Below are 13172 nucleotides of genomic sequence, written 5' to 3'. Positions count from 1 at the left end.
TGACTGCTTCGAATGTGACGTGCTTCCCAAGCGATTTCAGACGACGCCACCAGTTATCGGATCGACAACCGGGCGCTCGCTTTTGTCCTTTGCGCCAGCCGGCTGCACCGTCGGCGTAGCAACGGATTCTTCGTCCGCGGGCTCCGGCTTTTCCGGTATCCTGTGAACATCCTTCGGCGCGCGTTGCTCGGGTTTCACATTCTGATCATTGGTGGACATAAGGCTTCTCCTTTGAAGGAGGAAGCCTATAGGGGCCGGATTGGTTCCGCAGGCAACTACGCTCGTTTGTCTTTTCCCGTTGCCCCGAGATCGATTTTTTACGCCCGTGCGATTTTCCGCTTGCGCTTGGAAACCCAATTTCATAAAGCATGCAAGCCGTTTCGGCAGGTCGGGGCGTAGCGCAGCCCGGTAGCGCACTTGACTGGGGGTCAAGGGGTCGCAGGTTCAAGTCCTGTCGCCCCGACCATTTAAATCCTTGATATCCCTAGTCAAAATCGAAAATCGAGTTTTCGTAGTGGAAGCTCGGCGCTCCATTTACTTCGACAGCCAATTTTCGAAATAGTGCCGGATAGCGGCGCCTGCACCGAAATGATCGGTCGTATCCAGCCTCGCGACCGCGCCGCGGACCACGTCCGCCATATCGGCCGCCGGCAATACGCCTGCTTTCACCATGGTTTGAAACAGTTCCTCCATTAGGATCAACGTTCCGATCGCTTCGTCCTCGGCCTTGAAATCCGCCATCTCTGGTCTCCCCCTTTGAGTTGTTGGCAAGTACGGGAGCGCAAACCCACTCTGTCCGCGCTCCTTTATTGGAATCTCAAGTTATTTCGATCGATCAAGGGCGTCGCGCTGCTTGACGAGTTCCTCGTAGAGCGCCTGCTGCTCTTCGATCCGGTCGTTGATCCGCTCTTCATCGGCGGGTCCGCTGACTGCGGCGGCCTGCTCGATCAGCGTGCGAATGTTTTCACTGACCTCGGCAATTCTGGTCTCGAGTTCGTCTCGGCTGAGTATTTCGATCATTGGAGTGTCTCTCCGGTAGAGGTGAAAGCCAATATTGCGATTGTTTCTGTGGGCCGTCTTGTATGTTAGGCGCATGACGGCGGAATGGTAGATGGGGCGACTGAAATGATAGATCGACACCAAGGAATAATAGACCTTTGATCGCAAAAGGCGCATCCTGAGGCGAGGGGGAGTGCGGCCGGCGATGCGCCCTTGATGCGGCCCTCCATGATGGCAGGCAAAGTTGTTACCAAGACGTGGAGGGTTTCGGGTGAAATCTGATGCTGAGCCTGTTCGCCTTGCCGGATTCGAGCTACGCCAGCGACGACATGTCTGCGCGTTCTTCAACAGCGACGAAGAAGCCTATCGCGTGCTTCTGCCCTTCATTGCCGATGGTTTCTGCTGTGGCCACAAGGCTGTGCATCTCCTCAATCCGGGCGAGCGCGCCAACCACCTCGAGCGGCTCTCACAGGCCGGGATCAATACGCAGGCGGCCGAGCAAAGCGGGCAATTGGAACTCAGCACCAATACGGACACCTATCTCTCTGACGGCCGGTTTGATCAGGATCGGATGATTGCGGTTTTTACCGAACTTGCCAGCGGCAATGCCGAGGGGCCATATCCGCTCAGCAGGATTGTTTGCCACATGGACTGGGCCGCTGACGGTCGCTCCCACGTCGCCGACCTGATCGAGTTCGAAGCGCGGGTCAACGATGTCTGGTCCCAGCATGATGACGTGGTGATCTGCGTCTACGACCTGGCGAAATTCGGCGGCGACACCGTCGTGGACGTTATGAGAAGTCATCCCCTGGTCGTCATCGGCGGGATATTGCACGAAAATCCGTTCTTCGTTCCTCCCGCGCAGTTCCTGGAAGAGTTCCGCAGCCGACGAGCCGCCGGGTCCCCTTGGACATGTTCTGAGGTAGAAAATGATGATGGAACTTGAGCGCGCCTCCGCTGAGGTCGACGGCTTGCGCCGTTGCATGAACGACCTTGTCGGCCTTCTCACGCTTTCAGCGATGTGGGCCGGAGGCAGTTTTGCCCAGATCGCCAATACCTTGCCCGATGCCCTGCGTACCATGCTGGATGTCGACTTCCTGCTTCTGCGCTCGGCGGATGGAGGCGACGGCATTCCGTCTGCGATAGCCAGGATGGCGGATGCGATACAGTTCGGCCGATCCCAGGATATCTGGCAGGCGCTCTATTCAACGCTCGGTGAAAGCCTCGCGGCGTGGCCGCAGAGAGCTGTGCTGACATTGGACGGCATCGCATTCTCGGTGGCCCTGCTGAGGCTTGGGATGCAGGGGGAGGAAGGCATTCTGGTGGCGGGCTCCCGTCGCCCTCAGTTTCCGTCGCGGGAAGAACGGCTGCTGATCAGCGTTGCGGTCAACCAGGCGACGGTAGCCCTGAAGGAAGCGCGGTTGCTATCGGTGCAGAGGCGCCTTGCCTCGGAACTCGACACCAGGGTTTCGCAGCGGACCGCTGAACTTGCGGCGACCAACGAGGCCCTCAGGCGCGAGATCGCCGAGCGTCGACGAGCAGAGGCTGCTCTTCGCGACAGCGAGAGCAACTCGCGGCTGATCGTCGACAGCATTTCGGGACTGGTCGCCATCTTTACCCCGCTGGGCGAGGTAGAAGCGGTCAACAATCAGTTCGTCAAATACTCCGGACTGACACTTGAGGAATTCAAGCAATGGGCGACAAGTGACTTCGTCCATCCCGACGACCTGCCGCAAGTCATCAGAGACTTTACAAAGGCGATCGGCACGGGAGAGCCCTATGATTTCGAAGCGCGCATGCGACGTTCTGATGGTGTCTACCGTTGGTTTCAGGTGCGCGGCCTGCCGTTTCGCGACGCAAGCAATGGCATCATCCGGTGGTATGCTCTCCTGACGGACATCGATGAACGCAGGCGGGCAGAGGAGCGGATACGGCGCAGCGAGATGTTTCTGGCGGCAGGCCAGAGGATCAGCCTGACGGGTACGTTTTCCTGGCGGATCGATACCGACGAAATGACTTTCTCCGAGGAATTGAACCGAATCTTCGAGTTCGAAGACGGTACAGCGGTGAGCATCAACAATATCGTCGATCGCATTCATCCCGACGACCTGGCGATGTTGACCGAAAAGATGGAGCAGGTCCGCAACGGATTGGACAATTCGGAATACGAGATCAGGCTGAAGGGCAGGGACGGGGCCATCAAGCATGTGCGGGTAACGGCCAATGTCATCCACCACGGGGACGGCAGGCTCGAGTGCCTCGGGGCCGTCCAGGATGTCACGCAGCGGCGCCTGGCAGAGGAATCGCGCGATGAAGTTCGAACCGAGCTTGCCAGAGTGACCCGGATTATGAGCCTCGGCACGATGGCGGCATCGATTGCGCATGAGGTCAATCAGCCGCTGGCGGGGATCGTCACCAATGCGAGCACCTGTCTGCGGATGCTTTCGGCCGATCCGCCGAATGTTGCCGGCGCGTTGGAGACAGCGCGTCGGACCATCCGCGACGGCAACAGAGCTGCTGATGTGATTGCGCGCCTGCGTGCGCTGTTCCGGAAGAAGGCTGCGGTCGTCGAGAAGACTGACCTAAACGAGGCTGCGCGTGAGGTTGTCGCACTCCTGTGGAGCGACCTTCGCAGAGGCAAGGTCGATCTTCACGTCAAATACGCCGATGACCTGCCACTTGTCAGCGGCGACCGCATTCAGCTGCAACAGGTCATCATGAACCTGTTGCGCAACGCTTCCGAAGCCCTGAGCTCGGTCAGTGATCGTCCCAGGCATCTTGTGATGCGCACCGAACTCCAGCGCGACCGGAATGTCTGCCTGCTGGTCGAGGATAACGGCCCGGGCTTCGGCGACCAGGAGCGTGAACGTCTTTTCCAGGCTTTCTATACCACCAAGGAGCAGGGGATGGGCATCGGCCTTTCCGTCAGCCGATCTATCATTGAAAGCTACAAGGGACGGATCTGGGCGATGGCCAATGACGGCCCAGGCGCCACGTTCGCGTTTTCCGTTCCTGCCTACACTCAAACGGATATCGCTTCCGAAGCCATTTCGCTTGCCCCTGTCCATGTCTTGCGTAAGGCGGAGCGGCCATGAAACCCTTGTCCTCCCTCGTATCCGTTGTCGATGATGACGAGTCAGTCAGAGAGTCGCTGCCCGACCTGCTCAGAGAGTTCGGATTTAAGGTCGAGGCCTTTTCCTCGGCAGAGGAGTTCCTGGTCTCCGGGGCTCTGGGGCAGACCGAATGCCTGATCCTGGATATCGCAATGCCCGGGATGACGGGGCCGGAACTTCAGAGCGAACTCACCCGGCGCGGCAAGACCATTCCCGTCGTTTTCATCACCGCTCACCGCGAAGAGGCGGATCGCGAGCCCTTGCTTGAGTCCGGTGCGGTGGAGTGCTTGTTCAAACCATTCAGCGACACCGACCTGCGCGGTGCGCTCGATCTCGTTTTCCAATCCCACTGATTTGTTTGTTAACTGGCGACGTCAAGGAGAGATCGCATGTACAGGCTTCTGATGACCAGACCACAAGAACTGAGTGCGGTTGCCACGAAAGATATCATGCCGGTCGTCTTCGTTGTTGATGATGACATCTCGATACGGGAATCGCTCGAACTGCTCATCCGCCAGGCCGGATGGCGACCGGAGCTGTTCAGTTCGGCGAAGGACTTTCTCTCGTTCCCGAGAATGCATGTTCCGAGTTGTCTGATTTTGGATGTCAATCTCCCGGATCTGAGCGGGCTCGAGCTGCAGGAGCTGGTATCCGGAGATCGCGCAGACATGCCGATCATATTCGTCACCGGATTCGGAGACGTACCCACGACGGTCAGGGCGATGAAAGCCGGAGCCGTCGAGTTCCTGACGAAGCCGTTCAGCGATGAGGTCCTGATCGGCGCGATCGAGAGCGCGCTTGAACGGAGTGCCGAGACGGTGGGACTGGAGGCCCAGCAGGAGGTGCTGCGGGAATGCTATAATTCCCTCAGCCGCCGCGAGCGTGAGGTGATGCGTTTCGTCGTGACCGGGATGCTGAACAAGCAGGTGGGCTTCGAGCTGGGTATCAGCGAAATCACGGTCAAGGCGCATCGCGGACAGGTGATGAGGAAGATGAACGCACGCTCTCTCCCGGATCTGGTCAAAATGTCCGCCAAGCTCGGCGTCGGCCTCGACTCCTAGAACTGCGAGTTGGGTGCCCGCGCTGCCTGTTATAGACCGCCGGCGCGGGCACCTTCCAGCCTATATGCCAGCCAAGGTCTGGGTGTAATGGCCTAACCTTCTTTCGATGTCGGCATTCGTCTGAAGCCCCATCTCCATCAGTCTTCCGATCTTGGCTTGCGTCGTCGGGCGTTGCACCGAGGTGATGAACGCATCCCAGCCCGCCCCGATCTCGGGATTCGAGGGGAGGCTTGCAAAGTCCACCAGCCTCTTCGTATCCGCGATCGCCTGCCGGTCGAAGCCGGATATTCTGAGAGCCAGTGCGTCGACGAAGGGATCCAGTTGATCGTCGGGGAAAGAACGATTGACATAGCCATATCTTTCCGCGAGATCGCCATTGATGTCGTCGGACCCAAGCAGGACCTCAAGCGCCCGTCCTCGTCCCATCAGCCGTGGCAGCCTCGCCATCGGGCCGCCGCCGGGCACCAGGCCTGCGCCGACTTCCCATTGAGACAAGATCGCCTTCTCGCGGCTTGCGAAGCGCATGTCGCTTGCCAGCGCCAGCTCGCTGCCGACGCCGGTTGCTCTTCCGCGGATGAGGGCGATCGAGACGACCGGCGACTTGCTGATCCGCACCAGCATGTCGGGGAGCGGATGAAGCCCTGTCGGCCCGGAAGGCAGGCCGGTGGATTCCGCAAGTGGTGGCGTGAAATTGTAGTGGGTCAGGAAGAAGCCCGGCACGGCGCTGTCGAAGACAACGACTTTGAGGTCCGGATCAGTCTCGATGGCCGAGATCACCTTCTCGAACTGCGGAATGGTTTCAGGCCCGAAGATGTTGAATGGAGGGTTGTTGAACGTCACCCGCCAGTAGCCAGGCGTGCGCTTGTCAACTTTGATCTGGGCAGGTGATTTGACTTCCATGACTCTCTCCATACGAAGGTTGATAAGCGAGATGATCGCTAGGGTTTGATCTCGAAGACGAGCTCGATTTCGACCGGCATCCCCAGCGGTATGCTGGCGACACCAAGGACGATGCGGGGAGGGACCCTGTCCGTTCCGAACAGTTCCAGCAGCAATTCTGACGCTCCGTCCGCGACCTTGGGATGTTCTCGAAAATCGCCTGCGGTGGCGATATAGACGCCAAGCTTGGCGATGTTGCTTATCCGGTTGAGGGAACCAAGGTGAGCTTTCGCGGCGGCCAGTCCGCTAAGGCAGGCCGTCCTTGTTGCGTTGTAACCCTCGGCAACTCCCAACTCATCGCCGATCCGCCCGATATATTTCGGATCATGGCCGATGACAGGAAGCATGCCGCTGAGGAATAAAAAAGGCCCGCATTGGATCGCCTCGACATAGGCGCCGAAGGGCGTCGGCGCAGGTGGAAGGGCGATGTCCAGCTCAACCAGGCGACGGTCCGGCTCGATGCCGGCAGCTTTTCCCACGCCTACCATTTGCCGAGATGTGCGCCGTTGTCGACGTGCAGCACCTCCCCGGTAATATCCTCTGCCTCGGTCAGATAGACGACCGCATTGGCGATCTGCTGGACACTGGAAATCGTGCCCATCGGCGATAGCGATCTGAGGAAGTCCTTTGGACTGCGCTCATGCAGCGGCGTCTCGACGCTGCCGGGCGCAACGGCATTCACCCGGATCTTCTCCCGCGCAAATTCCATGGCGAGATTTTTGGTGATGGCGTTGATGCCACCCTTGGTGATCATCGCGACAGAGGCTGTTATGCCGGCAATGGGATGATCGGCCAGCGATGCCGTTATGCTGACGATGCTTCCCCCGGATTTCTGGCGCAGCATCTGTCGGATCGCGTGCTTCGTCAGATAGATGAAACCTTCGATATTGGTCGAGGAAAGCCGTCTGAAGTCCTCGATCGTGTAGTCTAGGAACGGCTTCGTGAAAAAGATCCCGGCATTGTTCACAACCGCGTCGATCGATCCGAACTTTTCAATGGCGGTGCGGGCGACCTTCTCCGCCGTAGTGGGGTCGCCGATGTCGCCATCGACCAGCGCCAGCCGGCTCGATCGGTCGAATCTTGCGGTCTCGCTGATGTTCCGCGACGTCGCGACGACGTTGTATTCACGGTCGAGAAACGTCTTCACGAGCCCGGCGCCGATGCCTTGGGATGCGCCGGTGATCAAGATGGTCTTGTTCGAATCCATTCCTGCCTCCGTGTCTCTGGATGCGAAAACGGCAGCCGTTCGCGTGGCGGTCATCCAGGGGAGATCACCTCGAATTCACTGCCGATCTGCATTTGTGTCGACCGCCCGGTGACTTCGTCGCCCGTCGACTGAGTGGATCATCGCGCGAAATTGAGGGGACGACTATTGCACCAAGGTGTCGGCGGATGTTGGTTCGGATGGCAACAACAAAGGCCGGAACCGAGGTACAATAAATCTTTGGAGAGACCGAACGCTCTACGAGACTGCTCTGGTCGCTCTCGGCAAGGCTGTGGTTGCTGCTTGACAGTTAGCACCGATCAAGCGACCCTTCGGCCCGCTTGATCGAGGAAACTCAGCATATCAATGTGGACGGGTGGCGTGGCTGCGAACGCCATCAAACCCAAGGTTACCCGTGCCCGCAAATGCTGGGCCATCGGCGACACCATGGTACAATAGAATAGCCGTCCTGAATTGGCCATCCTGACCCCGCAGCCGGCAATGCTCGCGGACTACGAGCGACTGATCTTCAGAGCGCCGGTGTACCGGTCCAAGCCGATCCAAAGCTATTGAATGCAGCCCGATTTAAGTGACGACCCTCAAGCCGCGTAGATCAACACCAACGCATAGGAGGAAGCCATGTCGGCCCTATCATCGCCGGTCACCCGGCGCAGCATACTTGCCACTGCCGCCGCCGCCAGCGCCGCGGGTCTCGTGCCGGCAGCATTTGCCGCCACCAATGATAGCGCCTCCATCAAGCCCTTTCATTTCTCCGCGACCGACAAAGAACTCAAGGATCTGCATCAGCGTGTCGTAGCGACCCGCTGGCCGGACAAGGAAACGGTGAACGACCATACCCAAGGGGTGCAGCTTGCCACGATCAAAAAGCTCGCCGACTATTGGGCCAAGAACTATGACTGGCGCAAGGTCGAAGCGCGGCTGAACGCCCTTCCGCAATTCGTAACCGAAATCGACGGCGTGGAGATTCACTTCATCCATGTGAAGTCGAAACAGGAAAATGCGCTGCCCATCATCATCACGCATGGGTGGCCGGGCTCGATCATCGAGCAGATGAAGATCATCGCTCCCCTGACGGATCCGACGGCTCACGGGGGCACTGCGTCGGATGCCTTCCACGTCGTGGTTCCGTCGATCCCCGGCTATGGTTTCTCCGGCAAGCCGACCGAACCGGGCTGGAATCCGCCGCGTATTGCGAAGGCCTGGGCCGTACTGATGGACCGCCTCGGCTACACCAAATATGTCGCCCAGGGCGGAGACTGGGGCAATGCCATCTCCGAGCTGATGGCCGTGCAGCAACCGCCGGGATTGCTGGGCATTCACACCAACATGGCCGCCACCGTCCCAGCCGACATCGCCAAGGCACTCGCATCGGGCGCGCCGGCGCCGGCGGATCTTTCGCCCGACGAAAAGCACGCCTATGAGCAACTTGACGATTTCTACAAGAATGGTCTCGGCTATGCGATCGAGATGAACAATCGGCCGCAAACCCTTTACGGGATTGTGGATTCTCCGATCGGCCTTGCAGCGTGGATGCTCGACCATGACATCCGCAGCTACGACATGATTGCTCGCGTCTTCGACGGTAAGCCCGAAGGGCTGACACGCGACGATATCCTCGACAATGTGACACTCTATTGGCTGACGAATACGGCGATCTCCTCCGCCCGCCTTTACTGGGACAACGCGCATTTTCCGTCAGGCGGCTTCTTCGACCCGAGGGGTATCAAGATACCCGTGGCTGTCAGCGCATTCCCCGACGAGATCTATCAGGCGCCGCAGAGCTGGGCGGAAAAAGCCTATCCAAAGCTCATCCATTACAATAGGCCTCAGAAGGGCGGACATTTCGCTGCCTGGGAGCAGCCCACCGTCTTCACCGAGGAATTGCGCGAATCCTTCCGGTCCCTGCGAACCTAGAGCCACGGCATGGCGGTGCTGCACCGCCCTGGTTACCCGTTCATAGAACGGCGAGCCGGGGCGGGATAACCTCCATGAGAAAGTCGATAAAGGCCCGGACGCGGCGTGGCAGGGGGCCGGCGCCGACATAGACGGCATGGATCGTCTCCACGTCGCCGGGATTGAAATCCTCAAGAAGAGGCACGACCCGGCCGGCCTCGATATCATTCGCGACGATGAAACGGCCGACCCGGGCGATGCCGGCGCCGGCAAGCAGGAGGTGGCGCATCGTCTCGCCGTTGTTGACCTCGATGCTGCCGGGCGTCAACTGTTCCACGACGTTTCCTTCGATCAGAAAAGGCCACCGGTCCTTGGGTGTCCTGAACGTGAAGCTCATGCATTGGTGGGGTTCAAGGTCGGCCGGAACGGCGGGCACCCCATGTTTGTCGAGATAGTTCGGCGACGCGCAAACCACGCGGCGAACGTCGCCGATCTTGCGGGCGGTCAGCGAACTGTCGGAGAGCGGCCCGATGCGGATCGCGACATCTGCCTGCTGGGCAAGCAGGCTGACGAGGTCGTCGGTGAAGGCGAGCTCCACGGCAAGGTCCGGATTGCGAGCGAGAAAATCATCGAGGTGAGGGACCACGAACATGTTGCCGAACGTCAGCGAGGACGTGATCCTCAGTCTGCCACGAACCGAACCGGAGGCGGCGGCATCTTCCGCGTCGCTGACCTCCTGAAGGATTCGGCCGCTTGCCTCGAAAAACGCCCGGCCTTCGTCGGTGAGTGTCAGGCTGCGGGTGGTGCGTACCAGCAGACGCGCGCCAAGCCTCTCCTCCAGTCGCGCAATCAGCTTGCTGACGGCTGACGGGGTCAGGTCCAGACTTCTCGCGGCCTTCGAGAAACCGCCTTCGTACACGACGCGGACGAAGACCTCCATTTCGCCGAGGCGCTCCATGACCAGCTTCGACATTATGTCCTGCAGTTCACAATAAGTGTTCTCCCTGCGGATATAATAATCGCAGCCCGACATGTCTATCTGGAATGAGGACAAACATCCCGGAAAGGAATTCGAACATGAAAATCTTCCTCACAGGCGCCAGCGGCTATATCGGTGGTTCGGTCGGCGCTGCCCTCGTCGCCAAGGGGCATACCGTTCGCGGCCTCGTCCGCGATCAGGCAAAGGCGGCCGATGTGGTGCGCACGGGCATCGAACCCGTGATCGGAACCCTTGATGACACCTCGCTCCTCACCGAAGAGGCCCGCGCGGCGGACGCTGTGATCAATACCGCAAGCAGCGATCATCGCGGCGCGGTCGAAGCCATCCTTAGGGGGATCGAGGGAAGCGGCAAGGCGTTCCTTCATACGAGCGGCAGCAGCATTGTCGGTGACGAAGCCATGGGCGAGCCCTCGGACAGCATCTATGACGAAGACGCCAAGATCGAGCCGGAGCCGGACAAGGTCGCCCGCGTAGCGATCGACCAGCTCGTGCTCGGCGCGTCCGGCGTCCGCTCCGTGGTTCTCTGCAACACAATGATCTACGGCAACACGCTCGGCACTCCGGCCGAGAGCGTCCAGGTTCCGCGCCTCGCCCGTAACGCGCGCGAGACAGGAAAGGCACGCTACATCGGACGCGGCCTCAACCGCTGGTCCAACGTCCATATCGCCGATGTCGTAGATCTATACCTGCTTGCCCTTGATAGCGCGAAGCCCGGCACTTTCCTCTATGTCGAAAGCGGTGAGGAAGAACTCGGCAATGTCGTGCGTGCCGTCGCCGACCGTCTTGAACTGGGCGAAGCGGGATCCATGTCAGCGGACGAGGCTATTGCCACCTGGGGACGTGAAATGGCCGTGTTCGGACTGGGCTCCAACAGCCGCGTCAGGGGCCATATCGCGACCAGGGATCTGGGATGGAAGCCGAAGACAACCTCGATCACGGAATGGATCCGCAGCGAGATGCCCCGATAGATCGATTTTCCTCCCGTGGACGCCTTTTCGGCGTCCACGATGCCCACCATGTCCATCAGCAATCCGCAGATGGCAGCCGAATGAGTAAAACCGCGCTGCCGGAGTGCCAGAAAAGTGGTCCCATGGCAGGCGCCTTGAATGCGCCAGGATCGAGATCGGATCGTAAGGCGCAAACCCGATTTTGGCTTACCTGTGAAGACCTTGCCGCTTCCCTCACTTGCTCTCGGAAACAGCGCAAATAAAGTCATGAAACGCATCGCCGCTCTATTTGTTCCAATCACGAAAAGCTTTCTTGCCAAGGGTAAGGTCGGAGAGCATACTCATTTCATCGGCGGCTAAAAGAGGGGGCTGGCGATAACCCAGTCTCATCTAATTTTTGGCAAGAAGTGGCGGCGTAGATGTTGAAATCTTCCATTCATCCGCAGGATTTGCCGTTGTTTTCGGACGATCTTGACGTGCTCGACGGCGTGCTGGCGGCGGCATGCAAGGAGCGGGGCATCGCCCGAAAGGGTCCTGAAGCCGAACGGCTCGGCGCAGTGATCATTCAGCTCTATCGCCATGGCGTCAAGGAAGACGCAAAGCTGCTGGCCCTTGCCAAGGCCTATCTCTGATTCCCCACCGATCAATTCCATCTTTTGGATGATTTTCGACGGCTTGGCATTTTAGGCCTATCCGGAAGCAACTTTTGCCCTATTATTGCTGCGGTGCACAAATATTATCGCATTGCGGTGGCGGCAAAAGTGACGGTTCCTGATCGAACCGGAAAGGTTCCGAATGCGTCTGAAATTTCCCACACGGCTCAGCCGTCTGCTCGCCGACCCCTTTGCTTTTCAACAACAGATATTGTCCGGACTGGAATCTCCCTTTGGGTCCGATCAGCCCGATCGCGGGCAAGGATCCCCGGCGCGGCGTCTCGTCGAGGTAACAGGCTTCGGTCGCAATCCCGGCAATCTCAGGATGTTGGAATATGTGCCGCCGAGGCCGGCCGGCAAAGCCATGCCACTGGTCGTCGTTCTCCACGGCTGCATGCAGAACGCTGCGGATTTCGATCAGGCGAGCGGCTGGACCGCACTGGCGCGGCAGCACGGTTTTGCGGTGCTCTATCCGGAGCAGAAGCCCTCCAACAATTCCAACCTATGCTTCAACTGGTTCCGGCCGAGCCAGGTCACACGCGACCGTGGCGAATTGGGATCGATCAGGGAGATGATCGCTTTTGCGTCCGAGCGCCATTCGATCGATGCTGATCGTGTATTCGTCATGGGCCTCTCCGCTGGCGGCGCCATGGCGGCCGCCTTGCTTGCCACCTATCCCGATCTCTTTGGCGCCGGAACGATCGTTGCCGGTCTACCCTTCGGTTCCGCGCGGGACGCGATGTCTGCCCTGCATGTCATGCAAAATCCGGTGCAGCATACGCCTGATGAATGGGCGCAGTTCGTGCACCATGTCTCCCCTGACGCCGTAAACTTTCCAGCCGTTTCCATCTGGCACGGAGCCGCCGACCAGGTCGTGGCGATCGGCAATGCTGAAGCCTCGCTATCACAATGGCTGGCATTGCATGGGCTGGACTGGGCGCAGGCGAAAGACGACCGACGCAACGGCGCCACCCGCAAGCGATGGCAGGACAGCCGCGGCAGGACGATTGTGGAACTGGTGACGCTCGATGATTTCGGTCACGGGTTGCCGGTCCGCGCAACGCGCGCAAACCGCAACCCTTCAAACGAGACAGAGCGCTTCATGCTGCCGGCGCCTGTCTCAGCGCCGGAAGCAATGGTCCATTCCTGGCGGCTTGATCAGCGCTGAGACCCAGCAGTCTCGTCGTCAATTCTGCTCGACGGAGATGCCGTTCTTGCCGATATTCATCTGGATGCCTTCGGGCTTGGTCTGCTCGCGATAGATATAGGTCCCAAGACCGATGACCACGACCACCAAAGCGCCGATAATAAGATACAGGCCATTGCTGCGATTCATCTTTCG

16 protein-coding genes and 1 tRNA gene are annotated in these 13172 nt (G+C 59.3%); 9 read left to right on the top strand and 8 right to left on the bottom strand.

Annotated elements, in window-relative coordinates; translation table 11 throughout:
• Positions 1 to 36: 36 nt before the first annotated feature.
• On the bottom strand, positions 37 to 219 hold the full coding sequence (locus tag EV561_RS01725; protein ID WP_132516977.1) for a hypothetical protein: 183 nt from the start codon (positions 217 to 219) through the stop codon (positions 37 to 39).
• Positions 220 to 389: 170 nt separating this feature from the next.
• On the opposite strand from EV561_RS01725, the gene EV561_RS01720 reads away from it, so the two are divergent.
• Positions 390 to 466: transfer RNA gene (locus EV561_RS01720), tRNA-Pro, on the top strand.
• A 68-nt stretch (positions 467 to 534) separates the two neighbouring features.
• Here the strand turns inward: EV561_RS01720 and EV561_RS01715 are convergent.
• Positions 535 to 741 (bottom strand): hypothetical protein, encoded by a 207-nt coding sequence (locus tag EV561_RS01715; RefSeq protein WP_132516975.1) that lies wholly within the window; start codon positions 739 to 741, stop codon positions 535 to 537.
• An 81-nt stretch (positions 742 to 822) separates the two neighbouring features.
• Entirely contained in the window at positions 823 to 1020 is a 198-nt protein-coding gene (locus EV561_RS01710; protein ID WP_132516973.1) for a hypothetical protein, read from the bottom strand.
• 250 nt (positions 1021 to 1270) lie between these two features.
• Here EV561_RS01710 and EV561_RS01705 point away from each other — a divergent pair, with 250 nt between their 5' ends.
• Genes EV561_RS01705 through EV561_RS01690 form a run of 4 tightly spaced genes read left to right on the top strand, consistent with a single transcriptional unit; the run spans position 1271 to position 5173 of the window.
• The gene (locus EV561_RS01705; RefSeq protein WP_132516971.1) at positions 1271 to 1945 is read left to right on the top strand and encodes an MEDS domain-containing protein; all 675 of its coding nucleotides are present in this window, start codon (positions 1271 to 1273) and stop codon (positions 1943 to 1945) included.
• Positions 1929 to 4094 carry a PAS domain-containing protein gene (locus EV561_RS01700; protein WP_132516969.1) on the top strand — a complete coding sequence of 722 codons (2166 nt, stop codon included), beginning with the start codon at positions 1929 to 1931 and terminating at the stop codon, positions 4092 to 4094. The genes EV561_RS01705 and EV561_RS01700 overlap by 17 nt, the downstream gene beginning before the upstream one ends.
• On the top strand, positions 4091 to 4465 hold the full coding sequence (locus tag EV561_RS01695; protein ID WP_132516967.1) for a response regulator: 375 nt from the start codon (positions 4091 to 4093) through the stop codon (positions 4463 to 4465). Before EV561_RS01700 ends, EV561_RS01695 begins: the two co-directional genes overlap by 4 nt.
• Before the next feature lie 36 nt (positions 4466 to 4501).
• Positions 4502 to 5173: a response regulator gene (locus tag EV561_RS01690; RefSeq protein WP_132516965.1), complete on the top strand. Its 672-nt coding sequence runs from the start codon at positions 4502 to 4504 to the stop codon at positions 5171 to 5173.
• A gap of 60 nt (positions 5174 to 5233) precedes the next feature.
• Here EV561_RS01690 and EV561_RS01685 read toward each other — a convergent pair whose 3' ends face one another.
• Genes EV561_RS01685 through EV561_RS01675 form a run of 3 tightly spaced genes read right to left on the bottom strand, consistent with a single transcriptional unit; the run spans position 5234 to position 7319 of the window.
• Entirely contained in the window at positions 5234 to 6109 is an 876-nt protein-coding gene (locus tag EV561_RS01685; protein WP_245512584.1) for an enoyl-CoA hydratase/isomerase family protein, read from the bottom strand.
• A 2-nt stretch (positions 6110 to 6111) separates the two neighbouring features.
• Positions 6112 to 6600: a RidA family protein gene (locus tag EV561_RS01680; RefSeq protein WP_132516960.1), complete on the bottom strand. Its 489-nt coding sequence runs from the start codon at positions 6598 to 6600 to the stop codon at positions 6112 to 6114.
• Positions 6594 to 7319 carry an SDR family oxidoreductase gene (locus tag EV561_RS01675; RefSeq protein WP_132516958.1) on the bottom strand — a complete coding sequence of 242 codons (726 nt, stop codon included), beginning with the start codon at positions 7317 to 7319 and terminating at the stop codon, positions 6594 to 6596. The genes EV561_RS01680 and EV561_RS01675 overlap by 7 nt, the downstream gene beginning before the upstream one ends.
• 636 nt (positions 7320 to 7955) lie before the next feature.
• On the opposite strand from EV561_RS01675, the gene EV561_RS01670 reads away from it, so the two are divergent.
• Positions 7956 to 9251, top strand: coding sequence for an epoxide hydrolase family protein (locus tag EV561_RS01670; protein WP_132516956.1), 1296 nt, complete (start codon positions 7956 to 7958; stop codon positions 9249 to 9251).
• A gap of 40 nt (positions 9252 to 9291) precedes the next feature.
• Here the strand turns inward: EV561_RS01670 and EV561_RS01665 are convergent, their stop codons facing one another.
• Positions 9292 to 10203 (bottom strand): LysR family transcriptional regulator, encoded by a 912-nt coding sequence (locus EV561_RS01665; RefSeq protein WP_132516954.1) that lies wholly within the window; start codon positions 10201 to 10203, stop codon positions 9292 to 9294.
• Positions 10204 to 10307: 104 nt separating this feature from the next.
• Between EV561_RS01665 and EV561_RS01660 the strand changes: the two genes are divergently transcribed.
• The 3 genes from EV561_RS01660 to EV561_RS01650 all read left to right on the top strand — a co-directional run bounded on the left by EV561_RS01660 (position 10308) and on the right by EV561_RS01650 (position 12998).
• Positions 10308 to 11198, top strand: a complete 891-nt coding sequence (locus tag EV561_RS01660) for an NAD-dependent epimerase/dehydratase family protein (protein ID WP_132516952.1) — start codon at positions 10308 to 10310, stop codon at positions 11196 to 11198.
• Between the two features lie 398 nt (positions 11199 to 11596).
• Positions 11597 to 11809: a hypothetical protein gene (locus EV561_RS01655; RefSeq protein ID WP_132516950.1), complete on the top strand. Its 213-nt coding sequence runs from the start codon at positions 11597 to 11599 to the stop codon at positions 11807 to 11809.
• 163 nt (positions 11810 to 11972) lie between these two features.
• Positions 11973 to 12998, top strand: a complete 1026-nt coding sequence (locus EV561_RS01650) for a PHB depolymerase family esterase (RefSeq protein WP_132516948.1) — start codon at positions 11973 to 11975, stop codon at positions 12996 to 12998.
• Between the two features lie 18 nt (positions 12999 to 13016).
• Here the strand turns inward: EV561_RS01650 and EV561_RS37030 are convergent, their stop codons facing one another.
• On the bottom strand, positions 13017 to 13166 hold the full coding sequence (locus EV561_RS37030) for a hypothetical protein (RefSeq protein WP_165927733.1): 150 nt from the start codon (positions 13164 to 13166) through the stop codon (positions 13017 to 13019).
• Between the last annotated feature and the right edge of the window lie 6 nt (positions 13167 to 13172).

The sequence above is a fragment of the Rhizobium sp. BK376 genome (assembly GCF_004341625.1).
Lineage (GTDB): Bacteria > Pseudomonadota > Alphaproteobacteria > Rhizobiales > Rhizobiaceae > Rhizobium.
Note: the sequence above shows the minus strand (reverse complement) of the source record. Positions and strands in the feature narration are given on the sequence as shown.

Bases quoted from the DNA above. Each gene is read 5' to 3' on its own strand.
- EV561_RS01675 (WP_132516958.1), bottom strand. From the start codon at position 7,319: ATGGATTCGAACAAGACCATCTTGATCACCGGCGCATCCCAAGGCATC.
- EV561_RS37030 (WP_165927733.1), bottom strand. From the start codon at position 13,166: ATGAATCGCAGCAATGGCCTGTATCTTATTATCGGCGCTTTGGTGGTC.
- EV561_RS01715 (WP_132516975.1), bottom strand. From the start codon at position 741: ATGGCGGATTTCAAGGCCGAGGACGAAGCGATCGGAACGTTGATCCTA.
- EV561_RS01725 (WP_132516977.1), bottom strand. From the start codon at position 219: ATGTCCACCAATGATCAGAATGTGAAACCCGAGCAACGCGCGCCGAAG.
- EV561_RS01670 (WP_132516956.1), top strand. From the start codon at position 7,956: ATGTCGGCCCTATCATCGCCGGTCACCCGGCGCAGCATACTTGCCACT.
- EV561_RS01710 (WP_132516973.1), bottom strand. From the start codon at position 1,020: ATGATCGAAATACTCAGCCGAGACGAACTCGAGACCAGAATTGCCGAG.
- EV561_RS01650 (WP_132516948.1), top strand. From the start codon at position 11,973: ATGCGTCTGAAATTTCCCACACGGCTCAGCCGTCTGCTCGCCGACCCC.
- EV561_RS01690 (WP_132516965.1), top strand. From the start codon at position 4,502: ATGTACAGGCTTCTGATGACCAGACCACAAGAACTGAGTGCGGTTGCC.
- EV561_RS01680 (WP_132516960.1), bottom strand. From the start codon at position 6,600: ATGGTAGGCGTGGGAAAAGCTGCCGGCATCGAGCCGGACCGTCGCCTG.
- EV561_RS01700 (WP_132516969.1), top strand. From the start codon at position 1,929: ATGATGATGGAACTTGAGCGCGCCTCCGCTGAGGTCGACGGCTTGCGC.
- EV561_RS01665 (WP_132516954.1), bottom strand. From the start codon at position 10,203: ATGTCGAAGCTGGTCATGGAGCGCCTCGGCGAAATGGAGGTCTTCGTC.
- EV561_RS01660 (WP_132516952.1), top strand. From the start codon at position 10,308: ATGAAAATCTTCCTCACAGGCGCCAGCGGCTATATCGGTGGTTCGGTC.
- EV561_RS01695 (WP_132516967.1), top strand. From the start codon at position 4,091: ATGAAACCCTTGTCCTCCCTCGTATCCGTTGTCGATGATGACGAGTCA.
- EV561_RS01655 (WP_132516950.1), top strand. From the start codon at position 11,597: ATGTTGAAATCTTCCATTCATCCGCAGGATTTGCCGTTGTTTTCGGAC.